Genomic DNA, 19,414 nt, shown 5'->3' with positions numbered 1-19,414 from the left:
TCTACAGAGGGGCGACCGCGCCGTCTCCGGCTACTGCTCGAAGCTGTTCAGGTAGCCGTGCCAGTTACGGCCTCGCTCGTGCCGCATCGCCACCGGGTCCATCGCGGTGAGGACGGGTTCGCCCCGCGGGTCGATGCAGAACACGTGATCGTTCCGGATGTCGATGCCGTACCGCAGGGTCGTGCCCCGGATGCCGCCCACGTCCACGTAGCCGTGGCCGCCCCGGTACACGATCTGATCCGTTCGGTCCAGCACGCATTCGAACCCCCAGCGGGGTTCGAAGTCGGGCAAGCCGACGTCGGTGAGGTAGTGGCGGGTGGCGGCGGAGAGAGCGGGATGGATCCGGGCCGCATCGAGCGGTCGCAGGTGGTCGCCCCAGAGGCGGCGCACCTGGGCGAGGACCTCGTCGCTCCAGCCGGGAGAGTTCGTCATCGATCAGTCGAGGCCCAGCCGCGCCAGGTTCGGGCAATCACATCCGCGCTCCGATCGCTCGCCGGGTCGAGATGCCGGTCCCGGCCGCTCGACCCCGAACGTAGCCATCCGTGCGCCGGAACGGGCGAGGCGCGATGTCGGTTTAGGTCCTGAACGGCGGGATACGGAGCGGTGATGTCATCGCTCCGGGCTGTGGCCCTCTGTTGTTCGCTGAAGAAGTCTCCGGCGCCGTCCAGTTCCGAGCTCATCGCCCGGGAGATCCTGACCGCGCTCGCGGATCACGACGTCGAGGGTGACGTCGTCCGGGTCGTCGATCACGACGTGCGGTTCGGGGTGTCGACCGACGAAGGTGACGGGGACGAATGGCCCGGTATCCGGGCGAAGATCCTCGCCGCGGACATCCTGGTGATCGCCACCCCGATCTGGATGGGGCAGCCGGCCAGCGTCAGCAAGGTGGTGCTCGAGCGCCTGGACGCCGAACTGTCGGAGACCGACGACGAGGGGCGGTTGTCGACGTACGGCAAGGTCGCGGTGCTCGGCGTCGTGGGCAACGAGGACGGGGCGCACCACGTCACGGCCGAGGTGTTCCAGGCCCTGAACGACGTGGGGTTCACGATTCCGGCGAACGGCGCCACGTACTGGGTGGGCGAGGCGATGCAGACGGTCGACTACGACCAGGCCGGGCCCAAACCCGACACCACCGGCGCGGCCACCAAGACGCTGGCCGCGAACGCGGCGCACCTCGCGCGGCTTCTCCGGGCGAGCCAGTACCCACCCGCGTAGGACGACCACCGAGTGCGGCGCGGGGCGCTCGGACGACCGCACCCGCGCCGCGGTGGTCGGCTCAGTCGGTCTCCGGCCCCGAGCAGTAGTCGCAGTTGGGCGGGCAGTCCGCCGAGGTGCGGCCGTCGTGTCCCGCGGCGGGGGTGGTCAGGCGGGCCGTCGCGCGGGCCGGCCGGTTCAGGGTGCGTGAGCCGGAACCGGTGGCGCGTGGCGTCGACAGGAGCGTGGACGAAGACATCGGAGCCCTCCCGGGGCGTCGAACGAAGGTACGAGACGAAGGCGCCGCGCAGGCAGCCGTCAGAGTGCGATGGGGATCGGGATCGATCCGGCCTCGGGCATACCGGCGCAGGTAGGCCGGCATCTCGCGCAACGAGGACGTCGCCGGGGGTCAACCCGACGCTCTCGTCCTCGACGGTACCGCCTCGCGGCCGGATCAGTCGAATGCTTAACCAGGTGGAAACCGGGGCGTCGCGCTCACTCCGGCCCGCGGGCGTAGACCAACGCGAGCTGGGTGCGGTCACGCAGGCCCAGCTTGCGCAGGGCGGCGGACACGTGGTTCTTGACCGTTCCCTCGCTCAGGAAGAGCGAGCCCGCGATCTCGGTGTTCGACGCCCCGGTCGCCACCAGCCGCGCCACCTCGTCCTCACGCGGGGACAGCACCGCGGACGGTTCGGCGGACGGTGGCGGGGCGCCACCGTCGATCCGGGCCACCACCCGCGCCGAGACGTGGCTGTCGATCACGGTTCCGCCCTCGGCGGCGACCCGGATCGCGGCGACGAGCGTCTCCGGCGACGCGTCCTTGAGCAGGAACCCGCTGGCGCCGGCCCGGAGCGCGCCGAACAGGAACTCGTCCTCGTCGAACGTCGTGAGCAGCAGGCAGCGCACGCCCGGGTGGTCGCGCCCGATCCGCGCGATCAGCTCGACGCCGGACAGGCCGGGCATGCGCGCGTCGACCAGCGCGACGTCGACGGCGAGGTGCGCCAGCTCGCGCAACGCGCTCTCGCCGTCGGCGGCCTGGCCGACGACGGTGAGGCCGGGCTCGAGCTCCAGCAGCCGTTGCAGGCCCCGGCGCATCAGGTCCTGGTCGTCGACGAGCAGGACGCGGATCGTGGTCATGCCGGTTCGGGCAGGTCGACGCGGACCAGGAAACCGCCGCCGGGCTCGTTGCCGGTGTGCAGCGCGCCCCCGACCGCACGGACCCGTTCGGCCAGCGAGGTCAGGCCGAACCCGCGGGGCCGCGAGCCGTCGCCGTGGCCGTCGTCGGACACCGCCAGGTGCACCGCGCCGGGGACGAAGCCCAGGCGGACCGACACGCTGGAGCCGCCCGAGTGGCGCAGCGCGTTCGTCAACGCCTCCTGCAGGGCCCGGAACAGCACGAGTTCCCTGGTCTCGTCGAGCTCCCGCTCGTCGCCGTCGACCCGGACGTCGACCTGCAGCCCGGTGCCGTCGAAGGACCGGGCCAGCTCCCGGAGCGCGTCGCTGCCCCGGCGGCCGTCGAGCATCGGCGGCCGCATCGCCCGCACGCCGCGACGCACCTCCTGGAGCGCGTCGGCGGTCAGCGTCTTCGCCTGCCGGACGTCGGTCCACGCGGCGTCCGGGTCACGCTCGCGGTAACGCTCGGCGTTCTCCAGGCCGACCTTGATCACGGTCAGGTAGTGGCCCACCGAGTCGTGCAGCTCGCGGGCCATCCGGGCGCGTTCCTCGGCCACCGCCAGCGTGTGGACGCGTCCGGCGTAGGCACGCAGCTCCTCGTGGGCGGCGGCCAGCTCCGTGACGAGGCGGTCGGCGCGGTCACGCGCCTCGCGTGCCTGGGTGAGGGCCAGGCCCAGCCCCAGCACGAACGCCGCGAACAGCATCACGCCGACGCTCTGGTACACCGCGTCGTCGACGGGTTTGTGCACGACGACGACCTCCGCGATCCCCAGCCAGGCGCTCAGCCCGGCGGTGGCGAGGAGCGCGGGCCGCAGCCCGAACGCCAGCGCGACGTTGGCCAGCGCGATGAGCACCAGGAAGACGCTGCTCCCGGACCCGTCCGCCACCGTGACCGCCCCGACGACCACCACGAACGCCGCCGACGCCGCCCAGCGCGTGCTGCCCCGGCGCCACCGCAGCGTCGGCCAGAGCAGCACGGTGGCCCCGAGCAGCAGGACGAGCGGGGCGAAACCCGCGACCGACCGCCCCGGATAGAGCAGGTGGGTCACGACCACGACCGCCAGGTCGGCCCAGAACAGCACGGTCAGCAACGTCGGCCGTTCCGGGTCGACGAGCAGACGCCACCGGCCGTCGCGTCGAGGAGTCACCCGGCGAGCGTAGGGCGCCCGGCGGGGCCCCGGCGACCTGCCGCAGGACGAGGCCGGCATGACCGGAGTCATGGTCGGCCGGGTGCCGCACCCATGACTCCGGCCCGATGTGGACACACCGCGGCCGCGCCTAGCGTCGCCGCCATGACAACGACCTCGTCCGACGGGGCCCGGCCCCGATTCCCCCTGTCCGTCCGTTGCGCCCTCGTCGTGGTGGCGTTGCTCGTCGCCGAGGTCGGCGGCGCGCTCACCGCGCTGCCGTTCGGCGGTGCCTCCGACGGCACCCGGTTGATCGTCTCCTCGGCCGGGGTCGCGGTGATCGCGTTCGGCCTCGCCGTGGTGCTGGTGCGTGTCGTCGACCGCCGGCCGGTCGCCGCGCTGGGCCTGCGGGCCGGCCGCTCCGGGCGGCGCTGGGCCGCCGTGGGCCTGGTGGTCGTGGCGGTGGCCGTCGCCGGCGCGACCGGTCCGGCCGCGCTGCTCGGCTTCACCGAACCGCGTTCGGCCGGGGCCGGGTGGTCGCCGGAGACGGTCCTCCCGCTCGCGCTGGTCCAGGCGTTCGTGCTGCAGGCCTTCCCCGAGGAGCTGCTGTTCCGCGGGTACCTGGTGTCGACCGCGACCGGGCGGCTCGGCGTCCGGGGCGTGTTCCTGCTCTCGACGCTGCTCTTCGCCGCGCTGCACATCGTGTCCGGCTCGGACGCGACGACGTTCACCGAGCGGCTGCTGTTCCTGCTGATCCCGCTCGGGTTCGGTGCCCTCGCGACGGTTCTGCGCCTGGCGTCCGGCTCGCTCTGGCCCGCGGTCGCGGTGCACGGCGGATTCCACACGAGCGTCTACGTCCTCGGTGGCTGGGTCAGCCCGACGCCGGACTCCTACGCGATCTTCGGCGCGACGCTGTTGGCCGCCGCGGCCGGGGTCGCCGGGTGGCGTCGGGTCCGTGCCCCCAGGTCCCCGGCACCACGGGTGTACGCCGCCGCTGGTCGCTAGGTCGGGCGTCGGTCTCCGAAGCGCTTCTGGAGCACGACGGCGCCGAACACCCCCCACGCCATCAGCAGCACCGACAGGGCCGGGAGTGACCAGCCGAGCCAGTCGGCCCAGAGCAGACCGGCGACGCCGTTGGCCGCCGCGCCGGTCCCGAGGAACGCGGCGTGCGCGGACAACCACCAGAAGTCCGCCGGGGGCCGGGCGCGGACGATGCTCCATTTCCACGCGAGCTCCCGCCGCCACGACGGATCCCGATGCTCCTCCCGGCCGGGCTCCGTCCGTGGCGCGCGCTTCGTCGCCGCCGCCCAGGCGTAGAGGCCGGCGAGCCCGAAGGCCACGCCCGCGAAGAAGAACATCACCCAGGGCATCGGTGTCCTCCGGCCGTGTCACTCGCGTTCACCAGGGCACGATTCGCCGGTCCTGGCGCGTCCACTACGGACGACCGGCGGTGGTGTGCTTCACCGTCCTCCGGTTGCACGTGGACTTCCGCGCCAAACACCGTGCCGCGCGATCGGGATCCGGTGACGAGGGTGACGGTCATCGGGCCGGCCGGAACGGGCGGAGGAGCGTGATGCCGTCCTCGATGGAGCCCTCGATCAGCTCGAGCATCCGGGGAACGAGGTCGGTCATCCGGGGGGCGCCGAGGTGCGCGTCGAGGTGCTCGCGGCTCACCCAGCGTTCGTAGATGACGAACGAGCCCGGCTGCCCCTCCACCTCGTGGGCCTCGTAGTCGATGTTGCCCGCGTCGTGGCGGGACGGAGTCACCGCGGCGGTGATGAAGGCTTTCAGGTCGGCTTCCCGCCCGGGCTTGGCCCGAGTCCGCCAGATCACGGTCACGTATTCGTCGGATGCTGCGGTCATGCTCCGAGCCTGCGGCGCGCGGGCACGGGTAGCCAGGTAACAACGGTGCTACCCGGGCACACTGGTGAGCGATGACGTCCGAACCGCTCTCCCTCGGCGAGCTGCTGCGCAGCCGGCGCGAGCACCTCACCCCCGACGACGTCGGGCTGGAGTCCTTCGGCCGGCGCCGCACGGCCGGGCTGCGGCGGGAGGAGCTCGCCCAGCTGGCCGGGGTGAGCGTCGACTACCTCACCCGCCTGGAGCAGGGCCGCTCCCGCACCCCGTCCCGGCAGGTCGTCGCCGCGCTGGCCCGCGCGCTGCGGCTGAGCCGCACCGAAACGGACCTGCTGCACCGGGCGGCCGGTCTGACCCCGCCGGGCTCCGGGGTCGTCTCGACCCACGTCCCGGCCGGGGTGCGGCGCATGCTCAGCCGGATGTCGGACCTGCCGCTGGCCGTGTTCGCCGCCGACTGGACGCTTCTCGGCTCGACGCCGGTCTGGCAGGCGCTGTTCGAGGCCCCGTCCGTCGCCGCCGACCCGAACCAGAACCTGCTGGTCCAGGTCTTCGTCGACGACGGCGTCAGCAAGATCGCGACCGCTCACGGCGGTGCCGACGCGTTCGAGCGCGCGCTGGTCAGCGACGTCCGGCGCTCGGCGGCCGACTACCGGGACGACGTCGGCTTCCGGACCTTCGTCGCGGACCTGCGGGCACGCAGCCCCCGCTTCGCCGCGCTCTGGGACGAGGGCCGCGCGCTGACCGGCACCGCGCTCACGCCGAGGTCTCGGAGTGGGTGAAGCAGCCCGCGAACGGGTCGGGCAGGTCCGCCCAGGTGTCCTGGCCGTCGGCGAGTTCCTCGTCGGTGAGCAGGCAGTGCGTCAGCAGCGTGGTGAGCGCATCGGCGGCCAGGCCGAGGCCGACGAACGCGAGCACGGTGCGGCGGTCGCCGTAGTAGGGGTCCCAGGTGGCGTCGGCGGTGAGCCGGCGGTCGACGGACGCCTCGCTCCACCGGGCCGGGGGCAACGCGGCGAGCCAGTAGCCGAGGCTGCCCAGGCCGATGCCGCCACCCGCGGCCTCGAAGCCGAGCACGGCGTCGGCCTGGCTGGCGATCCAGAGGTGCCCGCGGGCCCGCAGGGTCATCCCGGCGAGGTCCTCGAGGGCGTCGTGCAGGCGCTGCGGATGGAACGGGCGCCGGGATTCGAAGACCAGCGAGGCGACGCCCCAGTCGCCGGTCGGCGCGTGGTCGCCGATCGGGTAGCCCTCCAGTGCCCGGCCCTGGGTCGCGGGTAGCCGCGGATCGTGCCGGTGCGTGTTGCGCACCGCGGCCGGGAGGTCGTCGGTGTCGGCGTCGATCAGGACGGCCCACGGGACGAGGCGCCGGAGCAGGGTGGCGGTGCGGACCCGGTCGAGCGGGTCGGTGTCGGGGGAGGTCCAGGTGAGGATCGTGTCGGCGAACTCGAGCTGGCGGGCGACGACGTCGGCGACCGCGCGATGGTCGTCCGGTGCGGCGTGCAGGCCGCGGTCGCGCAGGTCGTCGGTGGTGTCCAGGTCGTTGAGGACGTGGGCGGCGTCGACCACGGTGACGTAGGAGTCGAACCGCACCGCGTCGGTGACCGACGGCAGGTGCGCGCACGCCGACGCGACGGCCTCCGGCTCGATCGCGCGGGGGAGCGCGAGCAGCTGGTCACGGCCGGGGTGCTCGCGGGCGAGCCGCTCCAGCGTCGGGAGGACGTCCTCGCGCAGGGTGCAGGAGACGCAGCCGTGGACGAGCTCGACGGTGACGTCCTCGACGATGCCGGCGGCGGTGCGGACCAGTCGCCGGACCGTGCCGTCGGCGAGGCCGTCGATCGAGTGGACCACCAGCAGCAGGTTCGGGTCGTCGACGAGCAGGCGGCGGGCGACCGCGCCGGTCGCGGCGGGGGAGAAGCCGCTCAGCACGGTGACGGCGGGGCGTGGGGTGTCGGTCATGGATGCTTCCTGTGGGTCAGGTGAGGTCGCGGCGCTGGAGGTCGCGCAGCGGGGCGGGCAACGGGGCCGCGGCCGGTCCGCCGTCGCGGACCCAGTCGGCGAGCGAGTGCAGGTCGGCCTGGCGGTGCAGGGGGCCGAGCACGGTGGCGGCCAGCGGGCCGCCGCCGGGCTCCGACCGGGGCGCGACGAGCGCGACCGGGGCCCACACGCACGGGCCGAGGCAGCCCTGGCTGCGGATCAGCACCGCACCGGACGTCTCCCGCACCGCCGCGCGCAGGGTCTCGCCCGACGCGTCGGGTCGCAGCGCCACGCAACGACGGCCACCGCAGGTGACCACCACCGGATCAGGCATCGGTGCTCCTCTCGATCGGGCCGCGTCGGGGGTCGTCCGGCGCATGCCCTACCGTAGAGCACATGAAAATCATTTTCGAGAGCGAGCGCCGATGAGTGCCCGGTGCCAGGTGACCGGGCGCACCCCCGGGTTCGGTAACGCGGTGTCGCACTCGCACCGGCGCACCAAGCGGCGATGGGAGCCGAACCTGCAGCGCAAACGGTTCTGGCTGGCGTCGGAGAACCGCTTCGTCTCGCTGCGGGTGAGCGCGAAGGGCATCAAGACGGTCGACCGCCGCGGGATCGAGTCGGTGGTCGCGGAGCTGCGGGCACGCGGGGAGAAGGTCTGATGGCCCCCGACGTCCCCGAGGAGCGCTGATGGCGAAGAAGAGCAAGATCGCCCGCGACGCCCAGCGACGCGTCGTCGTCGCCCGGTACGCCCGGCGCCGGGCCGAACTCAAACGCGTGATCAGCAGCCCGCGGAGCACCGACGACGAGCGGACCGCGGCGATGGCCGAACTCGCCCGTCAGCCCCGGGACGCCAGCCGCACGCGCCTGCGTAACCGCGACCTGGTCGACGGGCGACCACGCGGACATCTGCGTGCGTTCGGGCTCTCCCGGGTCCGTTTCCGGCAGATGGCCCACGCCGGCGAACTGCCCGGCATCAGCAAGTCCAGCTGGTAACCGGCCCCGGAAGGATCCCTCGATGGCTGTTCCCAAACGCAAGACGTCACGGAGCAACACCCGCTCGCGCCGGGCCAACTGGAAGGCACGGCCGGTGCAACTGGTGCCGATCACCGTCGACGGCCGGACCGGGTCGGTGCCCCGCCGGTTGGTCCGCGCCTACCAGCTCGGCCTGCTACGACTCGACTGAGCGAGCGGGCCTCCGGCGCGACCGGGGGCCCGCTCTAGTCCCGTTCCGCCAGGCGGGAGGTGGTCGTGGTGCCGGTGTGGCGACGTCGGGTGATCGCGAACCCGAAGGCCGGCGCCAGCACGTACATCGTCACCGAGTAGACCGCGGCCGGGATCGCGACCTCGGTGTTGTCCAGCACGCTCAGCGCGATCGTCAGCGCGATCGTCGTGTTGTGGATCCCGACCTCCATCGAGCAGGCGATCGCCTGCGGTTCGGAGAGCCGGAGCAGGCGGGCGCCGACGTAGCCGAGCGTCAGGCTCGCAGCGCAGAACAGACCGGTGACCAGGCCGACGTCACGGGCGTACCCGACGAGGTTCTCCCGCTCGCCGAACAACGCGCCCAGTGCCACCAGCGTGAGGACCACGATGGAGAAGATCCGGACCGGCTTGTCCGACCGGGCGGCGAACGCTTCGGAGCGGTGCCGGACGACCATCCCGATCGCCACCGGAACCAGCACGATCGCGATGACCTGGAGAACCTTCGCCCACTGCAGCCCGAGACTGCCGTCGGCGTCGAAGTAGTCGATGGCCAGGTTGGTGATCACCGGCAGCGTCACCGCGGCGAGAACGGAGTTGATCGCGGTGAGCGAGACGTTGAGCGCCACGTCGCCGCGGAACAGGTGACTGAACAGGTTGGCCGTCGTGCCCCCGGGCGACGCGGCCAGCAGCATCACGCCGACCGCGAGCAACGGCTCGAGGTCGAACAGGACGACCAGCCCGAACGCGACCAGGGGCAGCACCACGACCTGCAGGAAGAGCGCGACGGCCACCGCTCTCGGCGCCGCGGCGACCCGGCGGAAGTCGTCGGGGGTGAGCGAGAGCCCCAGCCCGAACATGATGACCGCGAGCGCGATCGGCAGGCCGACGGTGATCAGGGCGAAGTCGTTCATCGGCTCTCCCGTGGCGGGCGGCGAAGAGTCGGGCGTCACAGTGAAGCACTGGTGTGCGCCCGCTCACAGCACTTTCGTCGAGCTGCCCCCGATGCACCGAGACCTCCGCGGCGCGCCCCGGGCTGTGGTTCCTCTGGACGACGAAGGCCGACCGCAACCGCCCGATCCCCGACGGCGGCGACTGACCGACCACGCGGCTACGAGCCGGAGACGGCGGCTCGTAGCGCGTGGAGGTAGCGGGTGGTGACGCGGTCCTGGACGAGGCGGGTGAGCGGGCCGCCGAGGCGGGCCGGGGCCGTGGCCGGTCTCGAGAACGCGGTGATCTCGAAGAACACGCCCTCGCCCGGGCGTTTCTCCACCACGAAGCGTTCCTCGCCGCGCTCGGGATGTCCGGGCAGGGTGCCGTAGGCGAACCCGTTGCGGGTCGGGTCGTCGACGTCCTCCACGACCCGGCAGGGGGCCAGGAGCGTGAACGGGCGCGGGCCGATGCCGACGACGACGTGGGAACCGGCCCGGGCCGGGCCGTCGGCGACGACGGTCAGGCCCGCGCCGCGGTGCACCTCCCAGGTGCGCAGCATCTCCACGGCGCGGTCGAAGTCGGCGGCGTCGGCGCTGACCCGCAGGGAACGGCGGAACGCGCGGTAGCCGCGCGGAGGCGACCCGCCGCTCGACCGTGGGTAGGTGAGCGCGAGCGTGTGCGCGCGGTCCAGGAGTTCCTGCGCTCTGTCGGTCACACCGAGGAATTACCCCGATTCGTCGGGTGCAGAGGTCGGCGACGTCCGCGTCTTACGCTGGGCTCACCAGCTCGGGCCCGGGGAGGCACGCGGATGTCGGAACACGCGCCGTCGCGGCGGCGCTGCGGACGTTCGACCGGCACCGGTTCGACTACTGAGAGCCCCCACGGCGCACCGTCGCGAAGACGTCGTCGCGAGCGCCCGCGGGTGCGCCCCGCTGCACGAACCACTCCCGGCCGGCGACCCGGGCGAACAGCGGCCCGGGCAGCCGCAGGAGCGTCGCGACCGTGCGTGGCCCACGTCCGCCTTCGGCCTGGCTGACGTGGGCACGCAGTGCGGCGCGCTTCTGGGGGAGGTAGCGCCGGACGTCGACGGAGTGGGTGATCCGGGCGCGCGGGGTGAAGACGGTGTCGCCCAGCGGAAGCGCAGGCAGCCACCGCCGCGCCAGCCCGAGCACACGCAGGAGCAGCCGGAGCGAATCCCGGTCGACCGTCGCCTCCAGCACCACCGGCACACCGGCCAGTTCCGCCGCCCTGGCACCGACCCGGTGGACGGCCAGGTGGTCCGGGTGCCCGTAGCCGCCGTTGACGTCGTAGCTGGTGAGCACGTCCGCGTGCTCCTCGCGCAGGATCGCGGCGAGCCGGTGGGCGGCTTGCTCGACCGGGGCGTCGGCGAAGCGCTCGGCGGCCGGGTGGGAGCCGTCCAGGCCGGAGTCGTCGTAGCCGAGCACGGCCACCCGGGCGCAGCCGAGTGCGTCGGCCGACGCCAGCAGCTCCCGGTGCCGCCGCGCGGCCAGCGCCTCGCCGCGGGGACCGGCGGCCAGGCCCGCCCCGCCCAGCGTGGCGACGACCAGGACGACGCGGTGCCCCTCGGCCGCGGCACGCGCCAGGGTGCCTCCGGTGAGCAGCGCCTCGTCGTCGGGATGGGCGTGGAAGGACACCAGGATCATCGGACGCCCACCCGGCCCTGGGCGCCGGCCGCGCGGTCGTAGAGCGCCGACGCCCGGTCGAGGACGACGTCCCAGTTCACGGCGGGCGGCACGGCCCGGTTGTGCCGGCCGACCCCGGCGAGCCGGCCGGGGTCGTCGAGCAGACCGCCCACGGTGGCGAGCAGCTGCGCCTCGGAGCCCACGAGCCAGCCGTCGACGCCGTCGCGGACGAAGTCGGCGACGCCGCTGCCGGTGCGGGCGATCACCGGCAGCCCGGCGCTGCGTGCCTCCAGCGCGGCGATGCCGAACGACTCGCGCTGGGCCGGGGCCAGGTACAGGTCCGCGGCCGCGAGCCGGGCCCGGATCGCGGTGCGGTCCAGCGCGCCGGTCAGCGTGATGTCGTCCGCCGCACCGGCCTGCTGCACCTCGCGGCGCAGCGCGGGCAGCAGCGGCCCGTCGCCCACCAGCACCGCGCGGAACGCCCCGGGGTGGGTGACGCGTAGCGCGAGCAGCGTCCGCAGCAGGTGACGCGGTCGCTTGCGCCGCACCATCCGGCCGACGCTGATCAGCGTGGGGACCCGGGTCGGGTCCGGCGCTCCCGGCAGTAACCAGGCGCCGGGGTCGATGCCGTTCGGGAGCACGTCGACCGGCCGGCCGTCGAGCGCGTCGCGCACCCCCGCGGCGGCGGCGCTGCTGACCGCGGCCCATGCCACCGGCCACCGGCTCGCGCGCTGCCAGCGGGTGTACCCGCGCACCAGCGGAGCGATGTCGTGCCACATCGAATGCACCGACACGACGGTGGGCAGGCCGGTGCGCCCGGCCAGCCGGGCGGCGGTCCAGGCCAGCGGCGAGAACGCCGACAGGTGGACGTGGACCGCGTCGATCCCGAGGGCCGCCAGCGTGGCGACGAGTTCGTCGTCCCGGACGCCGCGGTACGGGCCGGCGCCGATCCGGCCGTGGCCCAGGCGCAGCACGTCGACGTCGGCGAGGCGGTCGGTGACCCCGCCGCTCGGTTCCAGGCCGGGAGGCGGCGCGGTGGTGGTGACCACGACGGTGTCGTGCCCGGCGGCCCGCTGGCGGACGGCCAGGTCGTGGACCTGCAGCTCGACGCCGCCGAGCCGGGGCAGGTAGACGTCGGTGACGTGGGCGATGCGCACGGGGGCTCCTTCGAGGACGTCAGGCGGTGGCACGGCGGCCGAGGGCCCAGAACGCGGTGGCGACACCGCCGACGGGGATCTCGGCCGCGAAGACGAAGGCCCGGTAGAGCAGCACACCGGCCAGCACGCCGGTCGGGGCCGCGCCCAGTGCGACCAGGAGCGCGACCGTGCCGGCCTCGACGAACCCGCTTCCGCCCGGGGTGAGGGCGAGCAGCGTGAGCGCGCGTTCGGCGACCAGCCCGGCCAGCACGACGGCGACCGGGAGGTGGACACCGACCGCGTGCAGGCAGAGCCAGAACAGGACGCCCTGCAGGAGCAGGTAGGCGGCCATCCCGCCGCTCAGCCCGGCCCACCGCCGGCGGACCAGCCGGTCGGTGTCGGCCAGCAGCGCCTCGACCGACGCGGTCCACGACCCCGGGCGGCCCCGCCGGAACCGTTCGGCGAACCGCACCACGGCGAGCAGCGGCGTCGCCCGGCCGAGCAGTGCGGTCACGACCAGGGCCCCGCCGACGGCGCTGAGCGCCGTGACGCCGAGCCAGCCGGCTGTCCGCACCGTGGGTTCCAGCTGGTCGAGGCCGATCAGCGCGACGAGCGCCAGCAACGGCATGACCAGCTTGGCCGCGACGTCCCAGGCCTTGCTGACGATCGTGAAGCGGGCGAAGTCGCGCCCGCTGTGGCCCCAGCCGCGCACCATGCCGAGGTTGAGCGCGGTCCCCGCGACCCCGCCGAGCGGGAAGACGTTGGAGACCGCGCTGCCGGCCAGGTTCAGCGTGAGCGCGCGCCGGTGGGTGAGCCCGGGCAGCGACGCGGTGAGCACCCAGGTGTGCGCGCTGAGCCCGAGGATCCACACCGCGCCGAGCAGGAGCGGCCACTGCCAGGGCAGGCCGGTGATCAGGTGCAGTGCGGCCGACCACGAGGCGCCGAGAACGGCCAGGTGCCGCAGGGCGAGGACCGCCGCGCCGGTCGCCGCCAGGAGCAGGAGGCCTCGGCGGGCGCGGGTGGCGTTCATCGGCCCACCATCGCCCGCGGTTTCTGAAATTTTCATGACAGCCGGGGTGAGCGAGCGAACACCGAAGGCCTCGTCGTGGGACCGCCCGGTCCCACGACGAGGCCGTCCGGGGCTCAGCCGGCGTCGACCCAGGTGCCGTGGAAGCCGAGCGGCACCCGGCGGGGCAGCGTGACGGTGGCCACCGGGCTCTTCTCGACCGCGGTCGCGTCGTGCACCAGCAGGCGCGCGGGCACGGCCGGGTCGGTGTGCCCCGCGATCGAGATCAGCCAGCCCTCGTCCTCGCCGGTGGCCTCCGCGCCGGGCACGAAGACCGCCTCGCCGGCGCGCCAGCCCGCCCCGAGGTAGTCGGTGCGGGCGGCGCCGGACGTCGCGTCGTACTTGATGATCTCGTTGGCCCCGACCGCGTAGAACTCGACGCCGCGGTCGTCGAGTGCGCGCTCGGTGACCGTGCCCGTCGCCGGGTCCAGCGTCCACTCGTGCAGGTGAGCCGGCGACTCGTCGCGTACGCCCAGCGTCGGCCAGTCGGCGGTGAAGCCCTCGCGGCCCCAGCGCACCGCGGTGAGCACGACGCGGCCCGCGGCGTCCTCGCTGGCGTGGCCGACGTGGAAGACGTACCCGGGTTCGACGTCGAACCACTGCACCGGCCCGCCGGACTTGGGCATCACGCCGAGCCGCACGCCGTACGAGTCGGACCAGGAGTACGGCAGCGTGCGGCCGACCAGTTCGCGGTCGAAGACCACCGGCAGGTCGAGCCAGACGACGTGGTTCCGGGTGATCGCGAAGTCGTGCATCATCGTCGCCGCCGGCACCGCGACCGGCTCGCTGTGCACCAGGTTCCCCGCCGGGTCCAGGCGGTGGTAGGTCAGGTGCGGCGGACGCGGCCCGTAGCCGAAGAAGTGCAGCTCACCGGTCTCGGAGTCGACCTTGGGGTGGGCGGTCATCGCGGTGGTGAGCCGGCCGCCGAAGTCGTACGTGCCGATCGTGCCGAGCTCGTCGTCGATCTCGACCGGAGGCGTGTTCTCGATCAGGGCGAAGAGCCGGCCCGAGTGGTGCAGCACCGCGGTGTTGGCCGCGCTGGTCTCCGACCGCACCCAGCGGTTGCGGTACCAGAGCGCGCGCCCCTCCTTCAGCCGGACGCCGTGCAGCATGCCCCGGCCCAGGAACCAGTGTGGCGGTGCGGCCTCTCCGGGCCGGGGGTTGGGGCCGTTGCGCAGGTAGCGACCGTCCAGCTCGGGCGGGAGCGTGCCCTCGACGGGCAGGTCGTGCGCCTCGAGCTCGTCGGGGACGGGGGTGAGGGTCGGGGAGCTGCGCCGGATGACCGAGGAGGAGCTGGCCGCGGTCGTCGGCGAGGGCGCCCGGGGCAGCCGCCGGTACGCGATCACCGAGGCGGGGCGGGAGCGGCTGCGCGAGTGGATGCTCACGCCGGCCGGTGACGCACCCGCGCGCAACGAATTCCTGCTGCGTCTGTTCATGCTGACCGCGCTCGAGCCGGCGGACGCCCGGGTGCTGGTCGAGCGCATCACCGAGGAGAGCGAGCGGGAGAGCGCCGACCTGCGCGGGGTGATCGCGCGCATGGAGGCCGCCGACGACGGCGGCCAGTTCGGGTTCGCCCGGTACGCGGCCGAGTTCGGGCTGCGGTGGTACACCGTTCAGCGCGAGTGGGCGGCCTGAGTCGTCGACCGGATGGACGCGGACGCGACGCCACAGTAGAACGACCGCACACCCGGCTGTCGCGTTTCGGACACCATATAGATAGGAGTCCTATTTAAGATCGGGTCATGGGAGAGCGAGTACCGATGGCGCCAGGGCGTCAGCCGCTGGTGGGACACATGCCGGTGCTGGCCAGAGACGTGGTGGGCTTCTTCGAGTCGCTGCGCGACGTGGGCGACGTCGTCGAGATCCGGTTCGGACGCAGACCGGTCCACGTGATCACCGACGCCGAGCTGGTGCACCGGGCGATGGGCGCCGGGCCCGACGACGTCGTGCAGGGCAGGCTCTACGACAAACTCGCCCGGGTCGCCGGGGACGGGGTCGCCTGCACCGACGGCCCGGGGCACCTGGACCAGCGGCGGGCCCTGCTGCCCGCGTTCCGACCGGCACGCACCGAGCAGTTCGCCGGCGTCGTCCGGGAGGAGGCCCTCGCCCTGAGCCGCTCCTGGCGCCCGGGGCAGCCGGTGGACCTGCTCCGGGACCTGTACCGGCTCACCACCAGGACGACGGCGCGGGCGCTGCTCGGCGGCGACCTCGACGACGCCGACACGAACTGGCTGGCCGACAACATCCCGTTCCTCTTCGGGATCTTCGCCCTCCAGACGTTGTCACCGTCGGACCTGCTCGAGCACCTGCCGACGGCGACCAACCGACGCTACGCCGACGTGCGCCGACGTCTGCGCTCCATCGTCGACGGCGTGGTGAGCCGGAACCACGGCGACGGGGACGACATCGTGTCCACCCTGCGCCGCGCGCACCGCGGCCGGGACGTCGGCGCCGACGACCGGCGCCTCGCCGACGAGGTCGCGACGATCCTGGTCACCGCGATCGAACCGGCCGCCACCGTGATCGCCTGGACGTTCTACCACCTCGCCAGGGACCCGGCCGTCGAGGCGCGGGCGCACGCCGACCCGGCCTACCTGGGCCGGGTGATCACGGAGGTGCTCCGCCTGCGTCACCCGATCTACTTCGTGATGCGCCGGACCCTGCGCCCGGTGCGGCTGGGGCCCTACGAGCTCCCCGCCGGTGCCGACGTGCTCTGGAGCAACGCGGCGATCCACCGGGACGCCGCGGCCTTCCCCGACCCGCACGTGTTCGACCCGGACCGCTGGACGTCGGCGGGCCCGCCGCCCCGGCACTTCCTGCCGTTCGGCGGGGGCGCGCACAAATGCCTGGGGCACCGGTTCGCGCGGAGCGAGATCGAGGTGGTGGTGGCCACCATCACCGCGCGCTGGCGACTGCGGCTCGACCCGGACGAGGAGATCCCGCTGGGCGTGCTGCACCCGGACCGGATGCCGATGTCGGTCGTCGCCCGGGACGGGGTGCCGTCGTGACCACCACCAGCCTGGCCACCACCGCCGACTCCGCCCGCACCGCGGTCCGGGTGGTGCGCCTGCTGCGTGCGTTGCGCCGGTGGGCCGCGGGGATCGATCCCCGCTTCGCGGCCGCGGTCGAGATCGACGAGGTCTCGGCCATGGTGCTCGTCGAGGCCGGGCCGCGCGCCCTCACCGGTGAACTGCTCGCGCCGGCCATGACCGCGGTGTGGATGCAGGTGGCCGACGACCACGTCGACCGGGTCACGCACGACCAGCCGGAGTTCGACGCGGTGATCCGGCGCTGGCGCAGCGTCGCGGCCGGAGCCGGGCCGACGCCCGGCGACCCGCTGGAGGCCGCGCTGGCCGACCTGGTGCGTCGGCTGCGCACCTCGCCCCGGTACCCGTCGCTGTTCCCGCTGTGGCGCCGGAGCTTCGGGCGCATGCTCGACGCCTGGGTCTTCGAGCAGACGACGGCCACCCGCCTGGCCCGGGGCGAACCCGCGCCGGGCCTCGACGCGTACCTCGCCCAGCACCACAGCTTCGGCCTGCGACCGATCGTCCTGGCCTGGTGGGTCACGGCCGGCGGCGACGACCTGCCGGACGCGCTCGACGTCCTGCTCGCCGCCCTCGACGAGATCGAGCTCGCCGTCCGGCTGGCCAACGACCTGCTGATGGCCGACCGCGAGCGGACCGAACCCGGCAGCGTCGACGCCGTGCTGCTCGGCGCCGACGCCGCCTGGATCGGCGCCAGCGCCTCCGAGCACCTGCGCCGCGGCCACGACCTGCTGGAACCGCTGCTCGCGAACGGCTCACCCACCGGGGAGGCGCTCGGCCGCATCGGCGAGTGGCTCGTGACGTTCTACCTGATGACCGACGCCCGCCTGGCGTGACGCCCGGCCGACTCCCCGCTCCACCGGATCCGCCGGGAGGCGCTCACCGGCCGGTGAGAGGATCGGCGTCGATGACCGACGAGACCACGTTCCGCGCGGACGATCCGGCGCGGTTCGCGCTGGTCACCGAACGTTACCGGCGTGAGCTGCAGGTGCACTGCTACCGGATGCTCGCGAACTACGACGACGCCCTGGACATGACCCAGGAGACGTTCCTGCGGGCGTGGCACAAGCGGGAGTCGTTCCGAGGAGACGCCGCACCGCGCACCTGGCTGTACCGGATCGCGACGAACGTCTGCCTGGACTTCCTGGACCGGCGCACCCACCGCGTGCCCGTGCCGGCCGGGCTGCCCGGCGCGGGCTCGGAGCTGCACTACCTGCAGCCCTATCCGGACGTGGCGCTCCCGGCGGACCCGCAGGAGTCGGCGGTGGCGCGGGAGACGATCGAGCTGGCGTTCGTCGTCGCCGTGCAGCACCTTCCGCCGCGGCAGCGGGCGGTGTTCATCCTGCGCGACGTCCTGGGTTGGCCGGCGTCGCCGACCGCCGGGACGCTCGGCCTGACCGTCGCGTCGGTGACCAGCGCACTGCAGCGCGCGCGGGTGACGGTGCGTGAGCAGCTGCCCGGCCGCCGCCTGGACTGGCGGCGGCCGGCCACGTACGAGCTGTCCGACGACGAGCGTGCCGTGGTCACCGCGTACATCGACGCCCATCAGCGCAACGACGTCGACGCGCTGACCGCTCTGCTCCGCGACGACCTGCGCTTCACGATGCTGCCCGACCCGGGCACCGTGTCCGTCACGGCCCGCGACGCGGTGGACGGCTGGGTGGCGAACGGGCTGTTCCGGCCCGGCCACGACGACTGGCGCGGTGCCGTCACCACGGTCAACCGCATGCCGGCCGCCGGGCTGTACCTCCGCGCCCCCGGCGACGCGGAGTTCCGGCTGTTCGCCGTCGCGGTGCTGCGTGTCGTCGACGGGACGATCGCCGAGCTCACCGGATTCGACGCCGGCGACAAACCCTGGCTGGCCCTGCCCCCGACGTGGTGATCAGCGCCGCGTCTCGTAGCGGGTCAGCACGACGCCCCCGGGGAACGTCCGGGTCTCGACCAGCGTCAGGTTCACCCAGCTGTCCAGCGCGGCGAAGAAGCGCACCCCGCCGCCCACCAGGACCGGCGCGGTGACCAGCACGTACTCGTCGATCAGCCCGGCACGCATGGCCGCCGCGGCCAGGGTGGCGCCGACGAGGTCCATCGGACCGCCGTCGCCGGCCTTGAGCCGGGTGATCTCGGCGACCGCGTCGCCGGTGACCAGGCGGGTGTTCCCGTCGACGTGGCTGATCGTCGACGAGAACACCACCTTCGGCATGGCCCGCCAGCGGCGGGCGTACTCGGCGTGCGCCGGAAGGACGCCGGGCTGCTGGTCGGCGGTCGGCCAGTGCGAGCTCATCCCCTCCCACACCCTGCGCCCGTACAGCGCGAGTTCGGTGGTGGCCACCCGGTCCGACCACCACTGGAACAGCTCGTCGCTCGGTACGCTCCAGCCCAGGTCGTCGCCGGGCGCGGCGACGTAGCCGTCCAGGCTCAGGTTCATGCCGAAGATCAGTTTCCGCATCGTGCCAGCCTTCCGTGAGGTGCTCTCACCGGTACCGACGGGCGCGCCGCGGAAACCTAATCGGTCCGCGCGTGTCGCGGTTCGGGCGGGCGGCGGAGCGCGCCCGGTAGCGACGGCGGGTCAGAACTGTTTGGTGAACGGGTTCGAGCGGTAGTCGTCGTTCTCCGGGGTCGGGGGCGGGTCCGTCGGCCGGGGTTCGGTGCTCGTCCGAGCGGCGGGCGCAGGGTCGCCGGACTCCACGACGCCGAGAGTCACCAGGAACGCCGCCACGATGACGACCGCGGCCAGCCCGAACACCAGGAGCAACCGCCGCGACGCCGACGGGCGGGCCGGGCCGGTCGGCGCGGGACGAGGTCCCGGCACGGGAAGTCGACGCGGCGCGGGTAGCCGACCCGGCGCGGGGCGTCGACGGGGGGCGGGGCGGGGCACGGGCCTGGTCGCGCGCGGGGTCCGCGGGCCGGGCACCGGCGGTGGACGCTCGCCCAGCGCGGCGGCCGGCGAGGTGTAGCCGGGCCGGGAACGCGGCGCCGGGACCGGCGCGTCGGGCGCTGCGGCCGGCGGACGCCGGGAGAGGGCCGCGTCGGGATGGGTGTACGCCGGTGGTGCCCCGGAGTCAGCCGTGCCACC

At 73.9% G+C, this 19,414-nt stretch carries 26 protein-coding genes; 10 read left to right on the top strand and 16 right to left on the bottom strand.

What is annotated here, in order from left to right:
• Positions 1–30: 30 nt before the first annotated feature.
• A complete protein-coding gene (locus ABD437_RS14480) occupies positions 31–432 on the bottom strand; it encodes a hypothetical protein (RefSeq protein ID WP_344649327.1) in 402 nt (133 codons plus the stop codon).
• A 174-nt stretch (positions 433–606) separates the two neighbouring features.
• Between ABD437_RS14480 and ABD437_RS14475 the strand changes: the two genes are divergently transcribed.
• Positions 607–1,215: a flavodoxin family protein gene (locus ABD437_RS14475; RefSeq protein WP_344649326.1), complete on the top strand. Its 609-nt coding sequence runs from the start codon at positions 607–609 to the stop codon at positions 1,213–1,215.
• 61 nt (positions 1,216–1,276) lie between these two features.
• On the opposite strand, the gene ABD437_RS14470 is transcribed toward ABD437_RS14475, so the two are convergent.
• From ABD437_RS14470 to ABD437_RS14460, 3 genes are all read right to left on the bottom strand, one after another.
• Positions 1,277–1,453, bottom strand: a complete 177-nt coding sequence (locus ABD437_RS14470) for a hypothetical protein (protein ID WP_344649325.1) — start codon at positions 1,451–1,453, stop codon at positions 1,277–1,279.
• A 236-nt stretch (positions 1,454–1,689) separates the two neighbouring features.
• Entirely contained in the window at positions 1,690–2,331 is a 642-nt protein-coding gene (locus ABD437_RS14465) for a response regulator transcription factor (RefSeq protein WP_344649324.1), read from the bottom strand.
• The gene (locus ABD437_RS14460; RefSeq protein WP_344649323.1) at positions 2,328–3,515 is read right to left on the bottom strand and encodes a sensor histidine kinase; all 1,188 of its coding nucleotides are present in this window, start codon (positions 3,513–3,515) and stop codon (positions 2,328–2,330) included. The genes ABD437_RS14465 and ABD437_RS14460 overlap by 4 nt, the downstream gene beginning before the upstream one ends.
• A gap of 144 nt (positions 3,516–3,659) precedes the next feature.
• Here ABD437_RS14460 and ABD437_RS14455 point away from each other — a divergent pair, with 144 nt between their 5' ends.
• Positions 3,660–4,499, top strand: a complete 840-nt coding sequence (locus tag ABD437_RS14455; protein WP_344649322.1) for a CPBP family intramembrane glutamic endopeptidase — start codon at positions 3,660–3,662, stop codon at positions 4,497–4,499.
• On the opposite strand, the gene ABD437_RS14450 is transcribed toward ABD437_RS14455, so the two are convergent.
• Together ABD437_RS14450 and ABD437_RS14445 are read right to left on the bottom strand one after the other, a co-directional pair.
• On the bottom strand, positions 4,496–4,864 hold the full coding sequence (locus ABD437_RS14450) for a hypothetical protein (RefSeq protein ID WP_344649321.1): 369 nt from the start codon (positions 4,862–4,864) through the stop codon (positions 4,496–4,498). The two genes, ABD437_RS14455 and ABD437_RS14450, sit on opposite strands and share 4 nt — an antisense overlap.
• Positions 4,865–5,033: 169 nt before the next feature.
• Positions 5,034–5,357: a putative quinol monooxygenase gene (locus ABD437_RS14445; protein WP_344649320.1), complete on the bottom strand. Its 324-nt coding sequence runs from the start codon at positions 5,355–5,357 to the stop codon at positions 5,034–5,036.
• A gap of 71 nt (positions 5,358–5,428) precedes the next feature.
• Between ABD437_RS14445 and ABD437_RS14440 the strand changes: the two genes are divergently transcribed.
• Positions 5,429–6,130: a helix-turn-helix transcriptional regulator gene (locus ABD437_RS14440; protein WP_344649319.1), complete on the top strand. Its 702-nt coding sequence runs from the start codon at positions 5,429–5,431 to the stop codon at positions 6,128–6,130.
• Here the strand turns inward: ABD437_RS14440 and ABD437_RS14435 are convergent.
• Both ABD437_RS14435 and ABD437_RS14430 read right to left on the bottom strand, forming a co-directional pair.
• The gene (locus tag ABD437_RS14435; protein WP_344649318.1) at positions 6,105–7,301 is read right to left on the bottom strand and encodes a CobW family GTP-binding protein; all 1,197 of its coding nucleotides are present in this window, start codon (positions 7,299–7,301) and stop codon (positions 6,105–6,107) included. The genes ABD437_RS14440 and ABD437_RS14435 overlap by 26 nt on opposite strands.
• Before the next feature lie 16 nt (positions 7,302–7,317).
• The gene (locus ABD437_RS14430; RefSeq protein ID WP_344649317.1) at positions 7,318–7,653 is read right to left on the bottom strand and encodes a class III extradiol ring-cleavage dioxygenase family protein; all 336 of its coding nucleotides are present in this window, start codon (positions 7,651–7,653) and stop codon (positions 7,318–7,320) included.
• A gap of 91 nt (positions 7,654–7,744) precedes the next feature.
• Between ABD437_RS14430 and rpmB the strand changes: the two genes are divergently transcribed.
• Genes rpmB through rpmF form a run of 3 tightly spaced genes read left to right on the top strand, consistent with a single transcriptional unit; the run spans position 7,745 to position 8,505 of the window.
• Positions 7,745–7,981, top strand: a complete 237-nt coding sequence (gene rpmB / locus ABD437_RS14425; RefSeq protein WP_344649316.1) for a 50S ribosomal protein L28 — start codon at positions 7,745–7,747, stop codon at positions 7,979–7,981.
• A 28-nt stretch (positions 7,982–8,009) separates the two neighbouring features.
• On the top strand, positions 8,010–8,315 hold the full coding sequence (gene rpsN, locus ABD437_RS14420; RefSeq protein WP_344649315.1) for a 30S ribosomal protein S14: 306 nt from the start codon (positions 8,010–8,012) through the stop codon (positions 8,313–8,315).
• A 22-nt stretch (positions 8,316–8,337) separates the two neighbouring features.
• Complete coding sequence (rpmF, locus tag ABD437_RS14415; RefSeq protein WP_344649314.1) at positions 8,338–8,505, top strand: 50S ribosomal protein L32; 168 nt, start codon at positions 8,338–8,340, stop codon at positions 8,503–8,505.
• A 34-nt stretch (positions 8,506–8,539) separates the two neighbouring features.
• Here rpmF and ABD437_RS14410 read toward each other — a convergent pair whose 3' ends face one another.
• From ABD437_RS14410 to ABD437_RS14385, 6 genes are all read right to left on the bottom strand, one after another.
• Positions 8,540–9,433, bottom strand: a complete 894-nt coding sequence (locus ABD437_RS14410; protein ID WP_344649313.1) for a bile acid:sodium symporter family protein — start codon at positions 9,431–9,433, stop codon at positions 8,540–8,542.
• A gap of 197 nt (positions 9,434–9,630) precedes the next feature.
• Positions 9,631–10,167 (bottom strand): DUF1990 domain-containing protein, encoded by a 537-nt coding sequence (locus tag ABD437_RS14405; protein WP_344649312.1) that lies wholly within the window; start codon positions 10,165–10,167, stop codon positions 9,631–9,633.
• Between the two features lie 151 nt (positions 10,168–10,318).
• Positions 10,319–11,116: a PIG-L deacetylase family protein gene (locus ABD437_RS14400; RefSeq protein ID WP_344649311.1), complete on the bottom strand. Its 798-nt coding sequence runs from the start codon at positions 11,114–11,116 to the stop codon at positions 10,319–10,321.
• Complete coding sequence (locus tag ABD437_RS14395; protein WP_344649310.1) at positions 11,113–12,252, bottom strand: glycosyltransferase; 1,140 nt, start codon at positions 12,250–12,252, stop codon at positions 11,113–11,115. Before ABD437_RS14395 ends, ABD437_RS14400 begins: the two co-directional genes overlap by 4 nt.
• Before the next feature lie 19 nt (positions 12,253–12,271).
• A complete protein-coding gene (locus tag ABD437_RS14390; RefSeq protein WP_344649309.1) occupies positions 12,272–13,261 on the bottom strand; it encodes a lysylphosphatidylglycerol synthase transmembrane domain-containing protein in 990 nt (329 codons plus the stop codon).
• A gap of 113 nt (positions 13,262–13,374) precedes the next feature.
• Positions 13,375–14,577, bottom strand: coding sequence for a carotenoid oxygenase family protein (locus ABD437_RS14385; protein ID WP_344649466.1), 1,203 nt, complete (start codon positions 14,575–14,577; stop codon positions 13,375–13,377).
• On the opposite strand from ABD437_RS14385, the gene ABD437_RS14380 reads away from it, so the two are divergent.
• From ABD437_RS14380 to ABD437_RS14365, 4 genes are all read left to right on the top strand, one after another.
• Complete coding sequence (locus tag ABD437_RS14380; protein ID WP_344649308.1) at positions 14,576–14,932, top strand: virulence activator alpha C-terminal domain-containing protein; 357 nt, start codon at positions 14,576–14,578, stop codon at positions 14,930–14,932. The genes ABD437_RS14385 and ABD437_RS14380 overlap by 2 nt on opposite strands.
• 107 nt (positions 14,933–15,039) lie before the next feature.
• Positions 15,040–16,305: a cytochrome P450 gene (locus ABD437_RS14375; RefSeq protein WP_344649307.1), complete on the top strand. Its 1,266-nt coding sequence runs from the start codon at positions 15,040–15,042 to the stop codon at positions 16,303–16,305.
• On the top strand, positions 16,302–17,177 hold the full coding sequence (locus ABD437_RS14370) for a terpene synthase family protein (RefSeq protein WP_344649306.1): 876 nt from the start codon (positions 16,302–16,304) through the stop codon (positions 17,175–17,177). Before ABD437_RS14375 ends, ABD437_RS14370 begins: the two co-directional genes overlap by 4 nt.
• A gap of 71 nt (positions 17,178–17,248) precedes the next feature.
• Entirely contained in the window at positions 17,249–18,223 is a 975-nt protein-coding gene (locus tag ABD437_RS14365) for an RNA polymerase subunit sigma-70 (RefSeq protein ID WP_344649305.1), read from the top strand.
• Here ABD437_RS14365 and ABD437_RS14360 read toward each other — a convergent pair whose 3' ends face one another.
• Together ABD437_RS14360 and ABD437_RS14355 are read right to left on the bottom strand one after the other, a co-directional pair.
• The gene (locus tag ABD437_RS14360) at positions 18,224–18,787 is read right to left on the bottom strand and encodes a dihydrofolate reductase family protein (RefSeq protein ID WP_344649304.1); all 564 of its coding nucleotides are present in this window, start codon (positions 18,785–18,787) and stop codon (positions 18,224–18,226) included. It abuts the gene before it with no gap.
• 120 nt (positions 18,788–18,907) lie between these two features.
• Positions 18,908–19,150 carry a hypothetical protein gene (locus ABD437_RS14355; protein ID WP_344649303.1) on the bottom strand — a complete coding sequence of 81 codons (243 nt, stop codon included), beginning with the start codon at positions 19,148–19,150 and terminating at the stop codon, positions 18,908–18,910.
• Positions 19,151–19,414: the final 264 nt, after the last annotated feature.

Source organism: Cryptosporangium japonicum, from assembly GCF_039524755.1.
Taxonomy (GTDB): Bacteria; Actinomycetota; Actinomycetes; order Mycobacteriales; family Cryptosporangiaceae; genus Cryptosporangium; species Cryptosporangium japonicum.
The sequence above is the reverse complement of the archived record's forward strand: the minus strand, read 5'-3'. Positions and strand labels throughout refer to the sequence as shown.